The 18,557-nt window shown below is 69.7% G+C and carries 15 protein-coding genes; 2 read left to right on the top strand and 13 right to left on the bottom strand.

Annotated features, from left to right (window positions below; translation table 11 throughout):
* Positions 1–43 precede the first annotated feature (43 nt).
* From OG507_RS05285 to OG507_RS05240, 10 genes are all read right to left on the bottom strand, one after another.
* Positions 44–1,285, bottom strand: coding sequence for an MFS transporter (locus OG507_RS05285; RefSeq protein ID WP_327365959.1), 1,242 nt, complete (start codon positions 1,283–1,285; stop codon positions 44–46).
* Between the two features lie 27 nt (positions 1,286–1,312).
* Complete coding sequence (locus tag OG507_RS05280) at positions 1,313–2,482, bottom strand: NAD(P)/FAD-dependent oxidoreductase (RefSeq protein ID WP_327365958.1); 1,170 nt, start codon at positions 2,480–2,482, stop codon at positions 1,313–1,315.
* A gap of 6 nt (positions 2,483–2,488) precedes the next feature.
* Positions 2,489–4,108, bottom strand: coding sequence for a class I tRNA ligase family protein (locus OG507_RS05275; RefSeq protein ID WP_327365957.1), 1,620 nt, complete (start codon positions 4,106–4,108; stop codon positions 2,489–2,491).
* 3 nt (positions 4,109–4,111) lie between these two features.
* Positions 4,112–4,492 carry a cupin domain-containing protein gene (locus OG507_RS05270; RefSeq protein ID WP_327365956.1) on the bottom strand — a complete coding sequence of 127 codons (381 nt, stop codon included), beginning with the start codon at positions 4,490–4,492 and terminating at the stop codon, positions 4,112–4,114.
* A 37-nt stretch (positions 4,493–4,529) separates the two neighbouring features.
* Positions 4,530–5,840 carry a lysine N(6)-hydroxylase/L-ornithine N(5)-oxygenase family protein gene (locus OG507_RS05265; RefSeq protein ID WP_327365955.1) on the bottom strand — a complete coding sequence of 437 codons (1,311 nt, stop codon included), beginning with the start codon at positions 5,838–5,840 and terminating at the stop codon, positions 4,530–4,532.
* 498 nt (positions 5,841–6,338) lie between these two features.
* Entirely contained in the window at positions 6,339–6,509 is a 171-nt protein-coding gene (locus tag OG507_RS05260; RefSeq protein WP_327365954.1) for a hypothetical protein, read from the bottom strand.
* Positions 6,510–6,605: 96 nt separating this feature from the next.
* Complete coding sequence (locus OG507_RS05255; RefSeq protein WP_327365953.1) at positions 6,606–6,941, bottom strand: NIPSNAP family protein; 336 nt, start codon at positions 6,939–6,941, stop codon at positions 6,606–6,608.
* A 120-nt stretch (positions 6,942–7,061) separates the two neighbouring features.
* On the bottom strand, positions 7,062–7,802 hold the full coding sequence (locus OG507_RS05250; protein WP_327365952.1) for a class I SAM-dependent DNA methyltransferase: 741 nt from the start codon (positions 7,800–7,802) through the stop codon (positions 7,062–7,064).
* Positions 7,803–7,902: 100 nt separating this feature from the next.
* Positions 7,903–8,709 (bottom strand): hypothetical protein, encoded by an 807-nt coding sequence (locus OG507_RS05245; RefSeq protein WP_327365951.1) that lies wholly within the window; start codon positions 8,707–8,709, stop codon positions 7,903–7,905.
* Positions 8,706–9,077: a hypothetical protein gene (locus tag OG507_RS05240; protein ID WP_327365950.1), complete on the bottom strand. Its 372-nt coding sequence runs from the start codon at positions 9,075–9,077 to the stop codon at positions 8,706–8,708. Before OG507_RS05240 ends, OG507_RS05245 begins: the two co-directional genes overlap by 4 nt.
* 81 nt (positions 9,078–9,158) lie before the next feature.
* Between OG507_RS05240 and OG507_RS05235 the strand changes: the two genes are divergently transcribed.
* Both OG507_RS05235 and OG507_RS05230 read left to right on the top strand, forming a co-directional pair.
* Complete coding sequence (locus OG507_RS05235) at positions 9,159–12,533, top strand: CHAT domain-containing protein (RefSeq protein ID WP_327365949.1); 3,375 nt, start codon at positions 9,159–9,161, stop codon at positions 12,531–12,533.
* A 59-nt stretch (positions 12,534–12,592) separates the two neighbouring features.
* Entirely contained in the window at positions 12,593–13,420 is an 828-nt protein-coding gene (locus OG507_RS05230; protein ID WP_327365948.1) for a tetratricopeptide repeat protein, read from the top strand.
* Between the two features lie 69 nt (positions 13,421–13,489).
* Here the strand turns inward: OG507_RS05230 and OG507_RS05225 are convergent, their stop codons facing one another.
* From OG507_RS05225 to OG507_RS05215, 3 genes are all read right to left on the bottom strand, one after another.
* Positions 13,490–15,052, bottom strand: a complete 1,563-nt coding sequence (locus OG507_RS05225) for a mucoidy inhibitor MuiA family protein (protein WP_327365947.1) — start codon at positions 15,050–15,052, stop codon at positions 13,490–13,492.
* 8 nt (positions 15,053–15,060) lie between these two features.
* The gene (locus tag OG507_RS05220; RefSeq protein WP_327365946.1) at positions 15,061–17,070 is read right to left on the bottom strand and encodes a DUF4139 domain-containing protein; all 2,010 of its coding nucleotides are present in this window, start codon (positions 17,068–17,070) and stop codon (positions 15,061–15,063) included.
* Positions 17,071–17,140: 70 nt separating this feature from the next.
* On the bottom strand, positions 17,141–18,346 hold the full coding sequence (locus OG507_RS05215) for an ROK family transcriptional regulator (RefSeq protein WP_327365945.1): 1,206 nt from the start codon (positions 18,344–18,346) through the stop codon (positions 17,141–17,143).
* Positions 18,347–18,557 lie beyond the last annotated feature (211 nt).

Raw genomic sequence — 18,557 nt, 5'->3', positions numbered from 1 at the left:
GCAGTGATGGAGGTGGTGGCAGCAGGGCCTTGTACGGGGCGAGCTAGGACGCGAAGGTGCCCGTCGACTGCTTGCCGTACAGGCGCCGGACCGAGCCGATCGTGATGCTCGCGACGACTGCGACCAGGACGCCCAGGGACAGGTAGCCGTACTTCACATGGGTGTGGTCGGAGAGCATGGTGATGGCGAGTGCGGCGCCCGCGCTGGCAGCGAGGCCGAATGCGTTCGTGGCACCGAAGACGCTCCCCGCCCGGTCTTCCGTCGTCGCCTTCATGAGGAGCGTCCGCGCCGAGATGCGGGCCAAGCCGAAGGTGAGCGCCCCCAGGGGGAGGAGCATCATCAGTCCGATGGTGCCGAATCGAGGCTGCAACGTGATGAAAAGGGCGCATCCCAGGTATCCGAGCAGCATGAGGTGGAGCTCGCCGAGCCGGCCGCTGAGCTTGCCGTACACGGCTGCCGCGATGACCACCCCCACGCCGGCCAGCGCGTCGACCACGCCGAGCACCCCCGCGCCTTGCTTGAACGCCTGGACGACCAGGACGACGACCAGCGCATTGCTCACCGTGACGATGATGTTGCCGATCGCGTAGAGCAGGCCGAGCCGGACCACTGGCGACGCCTCAGCCACCGATACATCGTCCCCTCCCGCCACATCCTGCGCCGCAGCCGCCATCGGCTTACGGCCGACGAAGATCCAGCACACCGCTGACAGCAGGAACGTCAGGCCGTTGAAGAAGAAGAGTGGCTTGGCTCCGAACAGCTGGACGAGCATGCCGCCGATCCCCGTGGAGAGCAGGGTGCCCGCCTGGGTGGCGACCTCGAATCTCGCGTTGAACTTCCCCAGCCGCTCGGGGTGGACGCGCTCCTTGACCAGAGCGTTGCTGGCGGGGATGAACAGCGCGCTGACTGTTGCCAGTGCGAGATTGGTCGCGTAGACGGCAGTGTCCGTCGGCCCGCCGAGAAGGAGCCAGACCGGGAGCGCCACGGCACCGGCCGCACTGAGCAGATCGCAGACCAAACACAGCATCCGCCGATCGAAGCGATCAGCCAGTCGTCCGAACCATACGGACAGCAACGCCTGTGGAGCCGCCACCGCGATGAACAGCCATCCGACCGACATTGCGGTCTGCTCGGCCTGAACGACCAGGAGAGAGGCAGCGATGATCTGGATGCTGTTGCCCAGGCACGTGATGAATGTGGCGGGTATGAGCAGCCGTTCGGCGCGGTTCGCCGGAGGCGATGCGGCCGTGACGGCGCTCGCGGGTGCCTGTGGACTGACGGTCATGGAAATCCTGATCTGTGGATAGAGGGCTCAGAGAGAACGCGTCGGGGAGCGTTGGTCGAGATGGGTCAGGCCCGTGGGCGTGACGGGCCTTCCCAGAACTCGATCGGCCAGTGAACTGGCGATCACTGGTGCGAACTTGAAGGAACTTCCCCCACAGGCGGCGTACGCCCAGGACCGGCCGCCGTCCAGTTCGACCAGCCGCGGTCCACCGGTCTCGGCGTCCGCCAGGTAATAGGCGTCGTACGCACCGGTGATCCAGTCCGCCCGAAAACCGACCACCAGGTCGTGGAACATGTCGGTGAGGTGTTCGCGCCAGAAGCCGGGTGCCGCATGCCCGTCGATGCGCTTCGCAGGTCGGCAGGCGGTCGCCGCGGTGAGCTTCAGCGGCGTGTCGCCCACCGGCGGAATCAGCCAGGCGCCGGCTGCGGTGCCGAGCGCCGGGACGGCCGGTGTTCCGGCCCAGGAGCGTGCCGTCTCAGAAGGAAGCTGGCAGTAGAGCAGCGTCTGTCGGAACAGTTGGGTGCCCTTGACGGCTTCCGCGGGAAGCACCTCGCGAGACCACGGGCCGGCGGCAACGACGACGCGATCGCTGTGCAGAGATTCGCCGGAGGCGAGCCGTACCTCACCCGAACAAGGGTCGAACCGGGTCGCTTCGTTCTGCGGCAGCAGCTGCACACCAGGTGTCTTGTTCAGGATCGCGACCAGCGCCTCGAGCACCCGGTCGGCAAGCAGTACACCACCATCCGGTTCGAGGACGGCGGACGCTCCGGCGGGGAGACGGAGCCGGCCGTATGCCCGCGCCAGCTCCGCAGGCCCCAATGTGCGCGAGCGGCCGCCCGATTCGACGAGCAGCGCCGATGCAGCGTCCGCCTGGTTCGTCGCCATGACAGTCAGGGCTCCGGACCGGTGGAACAGTCCGCCGCCGAGCAGCCGGGTGAGCTCCGCCCATCGGGCCGCGGCGCCCACCGCCGCGCGTGTTGCCGATGCGTCCTGCGGGTGCAGCGCGCGAACGATGCGATGCCGGTCGTACGACGCACTGCGGCGGTGCGGAAGGCGGCCTTGCTCGACCAGGACCACATCCGCCCCCGCTGTCGCGCACTCCAGAGCGGTCAGCAGTCCGATGACCCCACCACCGACCACGGTGATACGCAATCGGTCCCCCGGTGTGGCCCGAGCGGCAGTGTTGGAGGCTGCCATCGCTCGTCAGCCTGCACTCACGGTGGTGCTGAGCAGTGGCAGCATGAACGGCACCACCTGGGTGACCTCGCAGGCGGAGATGGTCAGCTCTGCCTCGAAGCCGCCCGCCTCGGCCGCGGCAGCCGCCAGGTCCACCAGGATCGGCGAGGCTGCCGCCAGCAGTGTGCGCGCCTCAAGGAACAGATCGCCCAGCAGGATCGGGGCGCTGTCGTCGCAGACGTCGTTCAGCTGTTCCGAACGCTCTTGGAGCCGGGCGAGCTGGCTGACGATCAGGTCGGCTGCCCGGGTGAGGCTGTAGCCGTCCAGCTCGTAGGTGGTCTCGAAGCGCCGCACCATCGTGGCCGCGCGCCTACGGGCCTCCCCGGAGACCGGGAGCGGTTCGAAGGCGGACCCGAGCTCGGACAGGGCCTTGGCGAGCCGTACGGCCAGGTTGTTCCATGGCACGGTGAGCCGCTCATGGGTGATCTTCTCCAGTGCGGCCCGGCTGAAGTTGGTCCGCTGGTGCTCCGGAGCGGTCAGTGCCAGATAGAAGCGCACCTGGTCGCGGGGGATCTCTGCGACCAGGTCACGCCCCCAGACGACGTGGCCCTTGCTGGTCGAGAACTTCTCCCTCTCCAGCTCGTAGAACTCGTTGCTGACGATGGCGGTCGGGACGCAGTAGCGGCCCTCGTGTGCCAGCAGCAGGGCCAGGTGCGTCATGCCCCAGAAGTAGACGTTGTCGAAGCCCAGGAAGTACACGAGCTCGATGTCCCGCTCCGCCAGCCAGAGCTCGTCGTCGGCCGTCGGCGCTTCACCCAGCTCGCGCGCGGCATGGGCCGTGCAGTACATCGAGGCCGGCATGCCCTCGACCCAGGCGTTGATCGTCTGGTCCGGGGTCTCGGGGAACGGCGCCGGGATGCCCCATGCGGTCGGGTATGTGATGGGGAAGTCGGGCAGCGGTCCGGCGAGGACTTCCTGCACCAGTTGCCGGGTATGCGGGCGCAGCTTCACGGAGTTGCTGTCGTAGTACGCGGTGAGTTGCTCCCGGTACTCCTCCAGCGGCAGCACCAGGATGGTCGCTTCGCGCGTGGTCAGGACGTCGGTCGGGTCCACGGTCGAGCGAGGGTTGATCAACTCGTTGAAGTTGTTGGGATGGCCACACGCTTCACACAGCCCGCCCCTGCTCTCGGCCAGGCACTTCGGGCATTCGCCACTGACCAGCCCCTCCATCAGGAACTCGCCCGTCTTCTCCGAGTACGGGAAACTGGCTGTTCGCTGCCGAAACCGGCCGGCGTCGTGCAGCGCGCCGACGAAGTCGAGCACGGTGCGGCGGTAGCCGTCGTCGAACGGCGCGAATCCGTCCACCTTCATGCCGGTCGCCGCGAGAGTGGCGCGGATGTCGTGCCAGGACTCGGCGGCCAGGGACTCAGGGGTGATTCCCTGGCGGCGAGCACTCGCCACGACGTAGGTCTGGCTGTCGTCGGTGCCCGTTGTGTAGACGACGTCGCGCCCGATGGCGCGCAGGTAGCGTGCGTACACATCGCAGGCCAGGTAGGGGCCGGCCAGGTGACCGACGTGCAGATCGCCGTTGGGGGTGGGAGGCGGGGCGATGACGACGGTACGCCGGTGGTTCTGGAACCGCGCCATGATTCACACCTCCTGGGTCTGCTGAGCGTGACCGTGCCGGGTGGCGAACCGCTCACCCATTTCGGCGTCCCACCAGATGCTGTACATCTCGAAGTCGGAGCCGGACTCGTTGACGACCCGGTGTTCGTGGTGCGGCGGGAAGTGCACGATGTCCCCGGCCTCGAACGGCACGCGCTCGCCACGCGACTCCAGCACCGCCTCACCGCGCACCGCGATGAAGATCTCGTACTCGTGGTGACTGTGCGGGGTGGACGCGGTGCCCGGCCGGATCACACACCAAGAGCCCTCGAACGGGGCGTTCAGCTCGGGCCACGGCAGTAGCCGTTGTGCGTCCAGGCCGTTCTCGTGGCGCAGGCCCGCACGGTCAAGATGCTTGATGAGCATGTAGGTTGCGTCTCTCTTCGGAAGGAATGACACGGGCTCAGGCCGCATCGGCCGTGCTGAGTTCGCGGCGCGGGGCAGGGATGAACTTGTGCTGCGCCCGGTGGGCGAGGATGTCGTGGGTGACCTCGCCGGCCCGGGCTGCGAGCACACTCAGCAGCGAGTCGGCGATGCCGTGCGTGGCCTCGTTGACGCCCTGCAGATAGCAGGCGGCGGAGGCGGGCCGTCCCAGCTCCAGGCGGTAGTTGCGGGTGACCTCGATCTGGTCGAGGCTCAGTGCCTCCGCCAGCGCGGTGACCGTGCGCGGCATGCCGCGCACGAACCCCGTACCGAGCAGGACCAGGTCTGCACGCAGCTCCCACGCACTGCCGGTCTTACGGTCGTTGAGGGTGAGAACGACCTCTTCGCCGTCCATACGGGTGGCGGTCACATCGGTCATCGTGTGCATCGAGAGCCGGGCCCGGCCGCTGTGCCGGTCCTGGTAGAACTGCCGGTACAGCGAATCGAGGGTGGCGGGTGCCAGACCGCCGTAGTTGGCGCGGTGCATCTCCCCGAGCAGCTGATGGCGGGCCTCGGGCGCGGCGTTGTGGAACTCGTCGACGAAGGAGTTGTAGAACAACTCGTTGGTGAACTTGCTGCTCTCATAGCCGTTCAGACCGATGGAGCGCATGATCATGGTCGGCTTGCACTCGGGAAGGTCGCGCAGTGCGGCGCCGAACAGCTCGGCCGCGCTCTGCGCTCCGCCTATGACCGCCACCCGGTGCGGCAGATCCGCCCGTACCTCGCCGATCCGCTGCATGTACTGGGTGCTGTGGATGACTCGCTCGGCCGGAAGGGACGCGAACGCCTCGGGGACGCGGGCGTCCCGGCCCGTGCCGATCACGAGATACCGGCAGCCGATGGTGTCACCATTCGCCAGCCGGACCAGCCACCCGGTGACAGAGCCGTCGGTGCCGGCCGTCTCCTCGACCGCCGTGCACTCGCGACCGTACTCGACGCGGACCATGGCGAGTGAGTCGGCAACCCACTGCAGGTACTCGGATATCTCACTGCGGTACGGCACGAAGCTGCCCAGGTTCACGAACGCGTCGAGACGGCCCTGGGAGTGCAGGAAGTTGATGAAGGAGAACCGGCTCTGCGGGTTGCGCATCGTGACCAGGTCCTTGATGAAGGAGACCTGGCTGAGCACATCGGGAAGGAGCATGCCCCGCTGCCAGACCACGTCCTTTTCGCGCTCGATCACCAGCGCATTACGCGCCAGTTCCGGGGCGAGCTCCTCCAACGCGATCGCCAGTGCGAGATTCGCCGGTCCTGCGCCAATGGCGAGCAGTTCAACTTCGCGATGTCCCATTACCATTCCTTGATTGACGCGAATGAGGTCGGATTCCGATAGCCCGCGGCGCACGGCAACGGGCCGGAGTTCCTTTTCCAGGGGCTCGCAGGTCTGGCTACCCCCAGCCGGTGTCAGATGTCGACAGCAAGCGGTGCGCCCCCTGCTGAACAGGAAGGGAGTCGGCTGTCGATGTGACAAGGCCGGCTTCGGTTGCCTGAAAGGCTGCGGCAACGGCGACTGTCAGAAATACGCAGGTGCGGAACATGAATCCCCCCGGAGGTCATGCAGATGTCAGGTCGGTTGACTTCCTGACTGATGCGCCAACCATGGCACGCCCTTCCGTAATTGGCGTCCGGTATTTGGACTCGCATTCACGTTTGGCGGCAACACGAGTACCGCGGATGTCCATTTTTATATGGACATATGCGTAGAACATCGAGCCGTGTTCGATGCCCTCGTGGCTCGCACGTGGGCCGAAATGCCATGCTCTGGCCATCGCCTCTCAGCCACGTGGAGTCAACCCATCCCGTGGCGGAGGAACCGCAGATTGCCCGCGGCCCGGGTCGCGGCCGGTGGCAGGGCGCCGATCGAGGCGAGTTGGTCGACCACGACGAGTACGGTGCCCTGCTTCACGATGATCAGTGGTCCGTCAGTGCTTCCGGGAGCGGTGGGGGGACGGTGGTTCATGGGCCAACCGGTTGCGTGCGCGCGACGCCCCGGCGCCTCGGAACACACGCTCATGTTCGCTGGGGCGCGCCCTATGACATGGACGCGCAGCGCACGTCATCTGCTGTGAAATGTCTGGGCAATCTCTTCGGGGGCATCGAGCACGATCGTGTGGTAGCTGTCGATCCGGGACACGATGGCTTCACGGGGCCCATGCCCCCAGGCCTCGCTGGCGTAGAACGCATCCTCCTGACGCCGGTGTTCGTCGAGCGAGGCGAATGCGCGGATGAGATACGCCTCCTCGTGCCCGTCCTCGGCCACCAAGGAAGCCCCGCAATCCACCACCCGGATACCGGCCCGTTCCAGCAACGGCACGGACTCATCCCGCATCACGCGCACGAACTCGTCTCTGGTGCCGGGCTTCAGCCGGTACGTACGGATCTCAAGAATCATCGTCGGTCTCCCGTGGCAGGCAGGGCAGAAAGCAACCACGCTACTGACAGGGGACTCGTCGTCATAACGCCGTCCGGAGGAATGCCCGGGTGCCCGCGAGTTCGAGGGGTCAGGTGGCCGTCAGGCCGGCTTGCGCCACACGGAGATGTGCTTTGCGGAGTCCTGGGTGAATGGCGCCCTGTCCCAGTCCGCGATGCGCAGTTCCAGTTCCAGCCCTGCGATCCGTGCCATGAGGTCGAGTTCCGCCGGCCATGCGTATCGGTGCCGGGAGCTGCTGCGGCGGTAGCGGCCGTCGTCGCCGTCGCGGGTGAGGTGGTGCGAGACGAGGATCTGCTCGACCAGGTCGAAGGTGTCGAAGCCGAGATGCCGCTCGGAGACGTCGAACGGCACCGCGACCTGCCGGGGAGGCAGGAACCGCAGCGGTGGTACGCCCAGCTCGATGACGAATCGGCCGCCGGGCGTCAGGTGCCGTGCGGCGTTTCTGAAGCACTCGACCTGCTCGTCCTGCGTGAGCAGGTTCGTGATGGTGTTGTAGACGAGATAGACCAGGGTGAACGTGCCGGGGACGGTGGTTGTGGCCATGTCCCCGATGGTGACCGGGAGCGTGTCCTCGTCGATCTTGTGCCGCAGGACGGCTGCCATGTGTTCGGACAGTTCGATGCCCACTACCGGCACGCCTCGTTCCCGGAGCGGGATGCCCACTCGTCCGGTTCCGATGGCGAATTCCAGCGCCGGGCCGTCCCCGGCGAGTTCGGCGAGGAAGCCGATGGTCGGTCCGAGAACAACGGCCGAGGACATCTCGTGCTCCTCGGAGTCGTAGCGGTCGGCGGTCGCACGGGTCCACAGTTCACTGCTCGTCACGGGCGGCCACTTTGCCCGGCGGGGCGGGGTGCTGTCGACGTATTTACCTTCCACCGGCTCCGATCGAGCTGACACCTTCTTGCACAGGTGTCAGCTGAGGTCACGCGCGCTTGTTGAGAACGTCGTTGATTCGCAAACCCTCCGCAGGGGTGACGCGGCCGTGTGGGAGCTCGATCCCCAGGGCCTCGGCGAGCTGACGCTGCTGTGTGTCGACGGCCGCCTCGACCAGGTCCGCCAGGGCCGCACCCGCCGCCCGGCCCCTACGGCAGCCGGTCAGCATCATGGCCAGCCCGACCGGGAGCGCCGGCCACCAGGTCACGCCCAGCGCCACCGTCAGCAGCCCCCAGGCGGTGGTTTCCGCCGAGCGCTGGTACCGGCTGGACGCATCGCTGATCACGGGTCGCACCGTCTCCGGAAGGAGCAGCCACAGACGGGGCCAGACCAGGGCCACCGACAGCCCGTACTGTGCGTCGACCCGCTCGTCGACCAGACGGAAGCGATCCCCGATCTCCGTAGCGCGCACGGGCAGATACCGGTCCGGCCCTCCGCCCCCGGTCCGCTCCCGCTCAGCCCTCGCCCTTTCCCGGCGGTGTGCCACCCAGCGGTGCGGTCGGCGTGTGATCCATACCTTCCGGACTCCCGCCGCCACTCCCTGGGCCGCCAGCCCGGCAGCGGTGGCGGCCAGCAGGCCGCCGACGACCACGAGGACCGTCGCCGCAGGCCGGGAGTCGAGCCGTTGGCCCAGCCGGTCCAGTTCGGTGGTGAGCTCCGCCGCATCGAGTGCCGAGGTGTGTCCGAGCAGGACTCCGCAGACGGACGCCGCCACCAGCAGCAGTCCGGGCAGCAGCAGGGCGCTCAGCCAGCGGTCCGCGACCTTCTTGCCCACTTCCGCGAGCAGCGTGTTCACGGACGGGGCCGGGCGCGCAGGACCATCGGGGCGTCATCGACGGCGCAGCGTGGTTCCCGGCCTCTCTCGTCCGGGTGGGCGCGGCGCGAACAACGTCCGGCGGGGCAACGGTAGTCACCCTCGACCTGCACGGGATCGAGTCCGAAGTCGTCGAGACCGACCATGTCGCCGGCGTGCTTGTCGGGGTCGGTGCGTGTCGAATAGCCCAGCCGCCGGCATACGGCGGCGGCCGGCTCGCCGTCCCGGACGGCCTGCGTGGCCTGATCGATCCAGGCCAGCACCTGTTCGTCCTCCGAGGCGCCGGCCAGCAGATCCGGTACCGCGGCGCACAGCCACGCCGCAGCGGCACGATTGTCAGCGGTGGACAAAAGGAACTCCTTCGCCGAGGCGGATCCGTGGTGGGGTAAATCCCTTACGGTAGACGAACAAGCCTGCATACGGGGGTTGTTGTGAGCTTGTCGCAGGACGAGGCGCTGACGTTTCTGAACGAGCGGATCGAACGGTATGAGCGGACGGGGGACCGGGAGGCGGTGCTGGGCCCCGGGGTGATGGCCCGGGCGGGCCGGCTCTGGCACACCGCGCTCTCGCCCGGCGGCTGCAGTGTCGAGATCGGGCACGCGCTGGCCCGGCTGCATTGGGCCCGCGATGAAGCCGACGACAGCAAGAAGGGTTCCGATCTGTGGGAGGCGCTCCTGTTCTACGCTCGGATCGGCAACGTCGATCCGTCTCTGGTCCCCGAAGAGCCGCGTCAGTTGCTCGCCGCAGGGGTGCAGATCGATCACAGCTTCCTCGGTCCCGAGCACTGGGGCCGCCTGGCGATCCGGCTGCTCAAGGAGGGCCAGGTCACAGAGGGCCGGACAGAGTTGGACGAAGCGATCGAGCTGTTCGGCGGGACGGTCGAGGCCTACCCGCAGGAGCACAGATTCTGGTCCGGAGACATGTCCAATCTGAGTCTGGCGCTGCGCATGAGGTACGACCGCTGCGGCGACCCGTCGGACCTCGACCGGGCCACCGTGACTGCACGCGCCGCCGTCCGAGCCACCGATCCGGCCGACGCCAGTCTGCCCAACCGCCTCGACAACCTCAGTACCGCACTGCAGGCACAGGCCAACCGCAGCGGCGACTTCGTTGCCGCCGCTGAGGCGGCCAGACTCGGCTCCCGTGCAGTCAGGGCCACCCCGCCGACGGATCGTCGCCGCCTGCTGTTCGAGGAGAACCTCGCCGGCGCGCGCCTGACCCGGTTCCGTCTGACCAGGGACCTCGACGAACTCAGGCTCGCCGTCGAGGAGTTACATGCGGTGGTGGCAGCCACCCCGGGCAGCGACCTGGACCTCGCACGACGCAGGGCCACGCTCGGCGGTGCGCTGTACGAACTCTTTGTGCTCACCCGCGACCCGCACCAGCTCGGGCAGGCGGTCGAGCTGCTGACCCAGGCGGCCGACAGGAGTCCCTTTCCCGGCCTCCGGCTCGATGCTCTGTCCGACCTCAGCTCCGTTCTGCTCAGCCGCTTCCAGGAGACCGGCAGCCAGCAAGACCTGGACCACGCCGTCTACTGCGGCGAAGAATCCGTCAAGGAGGCAGGGACCAGGGATCCACGGCGCTCCGGGCGGCTGTACACATGGGGGCGGGTGCTGTGTGCCACCTACGCGCATACCCACGAGCCGCGGGTCCTCGACGAAGCCATCGACGCCTTCCGCCTGGCGCTGGACGGGCTGGGGCCCGGCCATCCGAGGCGGGCGCCCTGCGAAGCGAGCCTCGGTCAGGCACTGATGGACCGGCAGTTCCGCCTGCGGGACGACATCACGCCCTTCGGTATCAGCGAGCTGCGCGCCGATGCGGCGCGGCTCCAATGGGAGCAGATACGGAACACGCAGGGGCCGGAGCTGCTCTCCACCGAACTCGGCGGACTGCAGGATCTCGCAGAAGCCCATGCGGCGTGCTTGCGCGCTGTGGCGGCCGCCGGCCCAAGGGGCCCGGACCTGGGCACCCATCTGCGGGGCCTGAGCAGCGTCCTGTACAGCCGTTACCGCCTCCTCGGCGAGGAGAGCGACGCGGACAGGGCCGTCGAACTCGCAGAGCGGGCATTGCAGAGCACTCCCGCGCAGCACGCCGGCCGTGCCTCGGTCGTGCTTCAGCTCGCCCGTTTCCTGACGGATCTCCGCGGACACGCGGGCGCCGGGCGTGCTCTGTCCCTCTGGCAGGGGCTCGCCTCCGACCTGACGGCGCCGCCCTGGGCACGTGCTTCGGCGGCGGCGTACGCGGCGCGGTACCTGGCCCGGAGCGGTGCCTGGGGCGCGGCCACCGATCAGTACGCGCAGGCGCTCGGAATTCTGCCGTCCCTTGTCTCGTCGGCCAAGGAACGGACAGCGCAGGAAAACGAACTCACCGCATGGAGCGGCCTGTCGGCCGAGGCCGCGAGCTGCGCGGTCGCCGCAGGCGACCCGGAGCGCGCGATGGAACTGCTGGAACAGGGCCGATCCGTCCTCTGGGCACAACTGCTCGACCTGCGCGACGGGCTGGACGCTCTCGACTCCGTGGACGGGGAACTGGCCGACCGACTCGCCCGCCTGGAACGCGAGTTGAACGCACCGCCCGAGACGGCCTCGGCCAATCCGTGGTGGGACCGCATCGCCGACCGGCGGCTGACACTGGTCGCGGAACGCGACGAACTCCTCGCGCGCATCAGACGCCTGCCGGGGCTCGGCGACTTCCGGAAACCCGCCGCGGGGGCCGAACTGCGCGGGGCCGCGAGCCGGGGGCCGGTCGTCATGGTCGTCTCCAGCCAGTGGCGCACCGACGCCCTGATCGTCACGACCACCACCGTCCGAGCAGTCGAGCTGGACCGCCTCACGTACCAGGGCATGCTGGAGCGGACCGCGCGCTATCTCAACGCGCTCGCCCAGTACGAGGAAGGCCCGCGAGACGCCATCGCCCGGGTCAAGCTCAACCTCCTGGTCACCAGCACGCTGAAATGGCTGTGGCACGACATCGCGGAGCCGGTGCTGACAGCTCTCGGACACACCGGGGCTCCTCCCGCCGGGCGGCCCCGGCCCCGGCTGTGGTGGTGTCCGACAGGTCCTCTGGCGCTGCTGCCCCTGCACGCCGCGGGCCTGCCGGACTCCGCGTCCCCGGATGGGACACCCGATGCCTGTGTCCTCGACCGGGTCACCCCCTCGTACACCCCGACGGTGCGCGCCCTGCTCGCCAACCGGCAGGCCACCCCTCGTCCCGGGACGACGGACCGGATGCTGGTGGTGGGGATGCCCGTCACCCCGGGCCACCTCCCCCTGCCGCAGGTCGCGGGGGAACTCACCGCCCTGCGCGAAGCGATCCCCAGGGCCACGGTGCTGCAGGGGGAGCGGGCGACACGCCAGGCAGTACGTGACGCCCTGCGTACCCACCGCTGGGTGCACCTGAGCTGCCACGGCGGGCAGCAACTGCTACGCCCTTCGGAGGGAGGGCTCGTCCTGCACGACGAGATGCTGACCATCGCTGATCTCCGGGCCGACCGGCACGCCCACGGCGAGTTCGCCTTCCTCTCCGCCTGTAAGACGGCCCTCGGCGGCGCTGCGGTACCCGATGAGGCGATCAACGTCGCCAGCGCGTTCCAGTACGCCGGCTGGCAACAGGTCATCGGCACCCTGTGGTCGGTGGGGACCATCGCCACCGAGGAACTGAGCGGGGATCTCTACCGCACGCTCGTCAGGGGCGGAACCCTGCGATCCGAAGGAATCGCCGCAGCCCTGAACGACGCCGTCCGCAGGCTGCGCGCGGCGGGCCACCCACCCCTCGTCTGGGCGCCGTTCGCGCACGTGGGCGGCTGAACACCGAGCGGTCCGACGGACAACCCTCCGGATCCACCACGACGGAAAAGAGGTCCCAGATGCGCTTCGGACGCCGCAAGAGCGGGAAGGCGCCAACCTCCGAGGCAGTGGGGAGGACGCCCCCCGAGCCACCGGCCACAACGCCTCCCGCACTGCCCGTAGAAGAGGAGGCGCATTCGCTCCCCCAGTCGACCATCGAGCAGGAGGAGCTTCTCTCCGAGCTGCTCAGCCGCGAGCTCCACGCACCGGCGGAGCCGGTGATGCGCGCCCTCCTGGCCGACTACGAACGTTTTCTCGGCCCGGACGATCCCGCCACCATCTCCCTGTACGACGCGCTGGGCCACACGCTCTACCAACTGGGGCTGACGCCGGAGGCCGAAGCCATGCACCGCGAGGCGTACTCCCGCAGTGAACACCGCAACGGACCCGACGACCCGGACACTCTGGCCTATGCCCACAATCTCGCCACGGCCCTGGTGATGAGCGCCGAACGCGAGGAGGGACTCGCGCTTCTCACGCGGACCATGGAGCGCAGGGAGAGCGTTCACGGCCCGGACCACGCCACCACACTGGAGACCGCAGCCGTCCTCGGCGCCGTCCTGTTCGAGTCCGGCGCTCAGGAACACGGTTTCGCCCTGCTGGAACGGGTGTACACGAGCTACCGGACCACCTTGGGCGAGGATGACCTCCAGACCCTCGCCGCCGGCGGAAACCTGGCGGCCGCGGTACACACCCTCGGGCATACCGACGAAGCCGCCCGGCTTCTCGTCGTCGTCCTGTCGGGTTACGTCCGCACCCTCGGCCCGGACCATACGCTGACCCTGGGTACTCAGCAGCGCCTCAGGCGCATGGGCTGGTACATCAACATCAACGTGCAGATGGAATGAGGTCGAGGTGACGGCTTGCGGCACGGTGCTCAGGGCCTGCACCAGCAGGCGTGCAGCGGCCCACCGAACTCAGAGCCCGGTGACTTTGGCGCTCGCCGACAGCTCGTAGACCAGGGTGACTGTGCGACGGCTGCCGGGCGGGAGAGTGACGTCCCAGCGGGCGATACCCTCGGCGTCGACCACGTCGGGCGCCGGGGAGCAGGAATCCTTGTGCAGGCGTATCTCCACCGCCGAGACCTCGGAGACCGGGATCCGCTCCCGAAGGACGACCACCCGCTCGTCGTGCTCGCCGGGGGCGGAGAACCGGGACAGGTGCAGCCGGACCGTGCGGGTGACCACGGTCCGCTGGGTGATACCGGCGCAGTCGCGGGACTCCTCGGCATGCCGGACCACCCTGTGGTCGTCGCAGCTGCCGAAGGCCAGCTCGCCGTGGGCGCCGGGGGCGGTGAAGCCCAGCGTGCCGCGGCCGCTGAATCCGCTGCCGCGGACCAGGTCCACGGGTCCTGCGAGCAGCGCGTGCCCGGACAGGTTGTCGAACCGCACCACCTGGGTGACCAGCGGGGACAACTCCGGTGAACAGGCGTACTCACTGGACGCGGCAGTGGTGAACGAGGAGAGCGGCACTCGGTGGGCGCGGCCGTCACCGGGCACCGAGACCGGCGCGGGGGATCTCAACACCCGTGCCTCGCCGCCGTCGTCCACCCCCGGCAGGCCGAGCACCGGGGCCGGGCCGAGGGTCCCGATCTCCTCCTCGCGCAGCTCGACGTCGACCGTGCGGCGCTCCGCTGCGGAGCGGTCCTTGAGCGTCAGCCGGTCCTCGCCCAGCCGTGGCGGATCGGTGGCCAGAGCCGAGCGGGCCGTCGACAATGTCAGCCGTACGTCCGACCAGTCCTCACCGGTGCGCTGCCAGACCATCGCGTCGGTCTCCAGCGTCAGGGAGTCCCCGTCGAGCACGGCCCGGTAGGCGGGCCGCCACAGCGCACACGGGGTGAGGTGGCTCAGGCGCAGCCCGACCGGACCGGCGACCGCGGTCTCCACGGTCAACTCGATATGGCCGACCAGCACGGCGGGCTCCTCCTCGGAGAGATGCATGGCCCGCTGGGCTTCACCGAGTTCGACAGCGAGGGCGGCCAGCCGGGCTTCCACGGTGCGCAGTTGCTCGCCGTGCGCGTCGCGCTCGTCGTCCACCCGGTCCAGTTCGGTGGTCCAGCGGGGCCGTTCGGTCTCCCCGGAGCCGGTGCCTTCGCCGATCTCCCGCAGCAGATCGGCGGCGAGCCGGCCGAGCAGGTCAAGGCGCGCTTGCAGCCGGTCACGTCGCTGCTCCAGGGCCAGCTGCTCCTGTTCGAGGGTGTGTACGCGGTGGCGCAGGGCCGAGTCGTCGTCGGTGGACGGCTGTGGCCCGCGCGGCGTCCAGCTGCGGACGATCCGCACGTCGAGCACGGTCGCTGGGTGATCGGCGGTCAGCTCGGCATGGAGGGTCCGGTCGACGGCCAGTGCACTGACCGGTCCGAGACGCAGCCGCTGGACCCCGGCCTCCAGGTCGAGCACGACGGCACGCTCGATGTGGGCGCGATCCTCAAGGCACGTGACGGCGGTGACGGGGAGGGCGATCGGCTTCGGGGCCGTGGACATGGCGTGTGTCAGCTCCTGCGGTTGCCGCCGACCAGGGCCTTGCCGGTCGGGATGCGGATCTCGTAGCCGCCGTCGAGGGCGGCATTGGCGCCTGCGGGCAGGTCCAGTCGCCAGACGCGGGTGCCCGGCGCCTGTCGATCGGGCCCCGTGCCTTCCTCGGGTGCCGTCCAGTCCGCCCGTTCCTCGATCCGGACGTCCGGATCGGAGGTGACCGGCACCCGCTCGCGGACTTCCACGGTGACCGGCCGCGCGAGCCGGTTGGCCAGCTCCACGTGGACGCGGTGGTCGAGCACGGTGGTGTTGTTGCGCAGACCCGAGGTCGACTCGTGCACGTTCGTACGGCGGGTGACCCGGATGCCCTCGTCGGGCCCGAGCCCCACCCGGCGGACACCGCCGGGGGCAAGGGTGGGCAGTGCGGCGGTCAGCAGGAAGTCGTCCTCGACGGTGACCTCGACCGGGCCGGCCAGCAGTGCCTGGTCGGTGGCGTTGGAGAGCACCAACGTCGCGTACACGGTCTGCTCGACGGACGGCACGCAGAGGTACTCGGTACGCAGGCCGACCGGGATCTCGCCGACGGTGACGGTGTGCCAGGTGCCGTCGGACGGAATGTCGGCGCGGGCGGTGGCATCGAAGCGGTGGTCGAAGGAACCCGCCGACTCGCGGGGCCGTACGGCCTGTCCGGGCAACGGCAGCGCGGCCACCGCTTCGGCGCGGCGGCGGTACTCGGCCGCCACCGGGTCGAAGGGGGAGTCGGGAAACAGCCGGCCTCTGCGACCGCCCTGCTCGCCGGGGCCGCACAGGACAAGGGCGGCATAGTCGAGCTCGGCGCCGCTCGGCTGCGGCGGACCGGCTACCGGCGCCGGAGGGGGTGGCGGCGCGGCCCGGCCAGGAGCCGCGGGCGCCATGGCGGCGGGGGCACCCGCGAAGGACCTGCCGCCGGGCACCGGGACTGCGGCCGACGGACCGCCGTAGCTCTGCGGCGACGGGGGAGGCGGCGGTGGCGGAACGGGACCGGACATGGAGCCGCCCGCGCCACCCATGGGCGCGGAGCCGGCCCCGACAGCCGCGGGTACGGCGGTCGTGGCCGGGCCGGGGCCTGCCGCGTCGTACCCGGAGAACAGGCCGACGAGCCCGGCCGGGGGCTCGCGCCAGCCGGAAGGCGCGGAAGCGGGCTGACTGCGACCGATCCGGATCGAGCGGAGCCTCGGCAGGTCGGTGCGGCGCCGAAGATCGGCGGTGGCCAGGGCTATGCGCACGCCGGTCCAGTCCTCCCCGGTCCGCTGAGCGACCGAGGCGCGCAGCACCAGACGGCCGCTGCCGTCGCCCTGACGGTGAGTGAGACGGTAGGCCGGAACCCAGACGGCGCCCGGCACCCCGTATTCCAGCTCCAGCTCCAGTTCCACCTCCGCATCACCGGTGCCGTCGAGGGTCAGGACCGCGCAGACCGTGGTCTCCACGTGCGCTGACGGCGCGTCGGTGGAGGCGCGGGCGAGCCGGTCGGCGGCGACGGTGAGCTCGTGCTCGACGTTGCGCAGTGCCTCCTCCAACCCGACGAGGCGGTTGTGCAGTCCCGCCAGCCGCTCGTCGACGAAGTCGGCGAGCTCCAGCCACGCGTCGACCGGGGTGCGGCGGTGCGGGTCCTCGCGCCTGCGGGCAGGTGGGACCGGGTGGAGAGCCCTGACCTCCTCGATCAGGCCCAACTGCCGGTCCCGGCGTCCCTGCGCCGCCGCGTACTCGTCGCTCAGCCGCTCGACCTCGTGCCGCAACTCGTCGGGTGTGCCCGTGCCGAGCGGCTCGGCCTCGACTTCCACCCGGGCCTCGGTGACGCGTACCCCGGGGGCTCCCAGGACACGGGCCCGCAGCGAGCCCGGGTCCAGCGAGCGGGGCAGTCCCGTCACCCGCACCCGCCCGTCGGACGACACGCTGCCCCGGGCCAGGCGTCGGCAGACCGCGCCCTGCGCGTACACCACGACCGAATCGAGGGTCGACCCCCACCTCTGTGTCGACTCAGCCGTCATGTGCTTCGCCCCCCGTCGCGTCCATGCTGAGCGAAGCCTACGCCCGGGCGGTCCACGCGTCCGCGTCGGATCAGGAGGCCTCTGTTCTTCCGACGTCCCCAGCCACCGACGCCTCACCGTAAGCGAGTTCGCTCGCCAGGAGCGCGGCGCCCACGACCCCCGCGCGGGGGCCGAGTTCGGACATGACGATCGGCAGATTGCCGGTGGCGAGGGGGAGTGAGCGTTTGTACACGACGCTGCGGATCTCGGCGAGCAGGGGATAGCCGAGCCCGGTCAGACCGCCACCGATCACGATCATCGACGGGTTCATGAAGCTGACCAGCGTGGCGAGGACCTGCCCGACCCGGTGGCCGCCGGCCCGGACCAGGCTGACGCTCGTGCTGTCGCCGCCGTCCGCGCACTCCGCGACATCCAGGGCGGTCAGAACCCCCCGCTCGGCGAGCCGTTCGGCAAGGGCGGGCGACCGGCCGGATCTCGCGGCCTCCGTGGCGTCCCTGGACAGCGCCACCCCGCCGAAGTACGCCTCCAGGCAGCCGGTGTTCCCGCAGGAGCAGACAGGCCCGTCCGCCTCGGCCTCGACCTGGACGTGCCCGATGTCGCCGGCGCATCCCTCCGCGCCCCGGTAGATACGGCCGTGGTGCTGCATGCCGGAGCCGATACCGCTGCCGATCTTCACGAAGAGCAGATGGTCGACGGTCCTCGCGACCCCGCTGTGCTGCTCCCCGAGGGACATCACGTTGACGTCGTTGTCGACCACGACGGGGCAGCCGTGCGCGCGGGCGAGGGTGTCGCGTACCGGAAAGCGGTTCCAGCCCACCATGATCGGCGGCGAGACGGGTACGCCTTCCCGGAAGCTGACCGGTCCCGGCAGGCCGATGCCGATTGCGTCGAGCCGCGTGTAGTGCCCCTGGTCGGCCATCGCGCGCAGGAGTTCGCTGACGCGCCCGAGCACGGCGACCGGTCCGGAGCGGATGTCCGCCGGCTCGGAGCAGGAGGCCACCGGCGCGAGCGAGCCGTCGGTGATCTCGATGTCGACGGAGCTGGCGCCCAGATCCACGGCGGCGAACCGCACACCGGGGTCGAGCTGGACGAGAGTGGAGCGCCGCCCGCCGCGCGACGCGGCGGGGCCCGCCTCACGGACCCGCCCGGCGGCGACCATGCGGTCGAGTTCGCCGAGCAGCCGCGGGCGCGGAACCTCCAGCCGGTCCGCGAGTTGGGCGCGGGACAGCGGGCCGTTGTCACGCAGTAGACTCAACACGCGGTACTGGATGTTCACGGACTCACTTCCTCTGGACGCCCTTGGACAGCTTTCGGGAGTTGTCGCGGGGGTGGTACGGGGCCGGGCACCGTATCGCCCGGCAGGGCTCGTGCTCGCGGGGCCGCAGGGACGCGGGCGGCCTTCGGCAACTTTTTCACAGAACGCCGAAAGTTGCCGCACTGTTGACGGAACTCCCCAGGCGGGGCCTTACCGCCCGGAACCGGGCCCC

This window comes from Streptomyces sp. NBC_01217, assembly GCF_035994185.1.
Lineage (GTDB): Bacteria > Actinomycetota > Actinomycetes > Streptomycetales > Streptomycetaceae > Streptomyces.
This window is presented reverse-complemented; position numbering and strand designations above follow the sequence as displayed.

Excerpts from the sequence above, each read along its gene's own strand:
- OG507_RS05285 (WP_327365959.1), bottom strand. The coding sequence starts at position 1,285 with ATGACCGTCAGTCCACAGGCACCCGCGAGCGCCGTCACGGCCGCATCG.
- OG507_RS05260 (WP_327365954.1), bottom strand. The coding sequence starts at position 6,509 with ATGAACCACCGTCCCCCCACCGCTCCCGGAAGCACTGACGGACCACTG.
- OG507_RS05225 (WP_327365947.1), bottom strand. The coding sequence starts at position 15,052 with ATGTCCACGGCCCCGAAGCCGATCGCCCTCCCCGTCACCGCCGTCACG.
- OG507_RS05280 (WP_327365958.1), bottom strand. The coding sequence starts at position 2,482 with ATGGCAGCCTCCAACACTGCCGCTCGGGCCACACCGGGGGACCGATTG.
- OG507_RS05275 (WP_327365957.1), bottom strand. The coding sequence starts at position 4,108 with ATGGCGCGGTTCCAGAACCACCGGCGTACCGTCGTCATCGCCCCGCCT.
- OG507_RS05255 (WP_327365953.1), bottom strand. The coding sequence starts at position 6,941 with ATGATTCTTGAGATCCGTACGTACCGGCTGAAGCCCGGCACCAGAGAC.
- OG507_RS05270 (WP_327365956.1), bottom strand. The coding sequence starts at position 4,492 with ATGCTCATCAAGCATCTTGACCGTGCGGGCCTGCGCCACGAGAACGGC.
- OG507_RS05220 (WP_327365946.1), bottom strand. The coding sequence starts at position 17,070 with ATGACGGCTGAGTCGACACAGAGGTGGGGGTCGACCCTCGATTCGGTC.
- OG507_RS05230 (WP_327365948.1), top strand. The coding sequence starts at position 12,593 with ATGCGCTTCGGACGCCGCAAGAGCGGGAAGGCGCCAACCTCCGAGGCA.
- OG507_RS05265 (WP_327365955.1), bottom strand. The coding sequence starts at position 5,840 with ATGGGACATCGCGAAGTTGAACTGCTCGCCATTGGCGCAGGACCGGCG.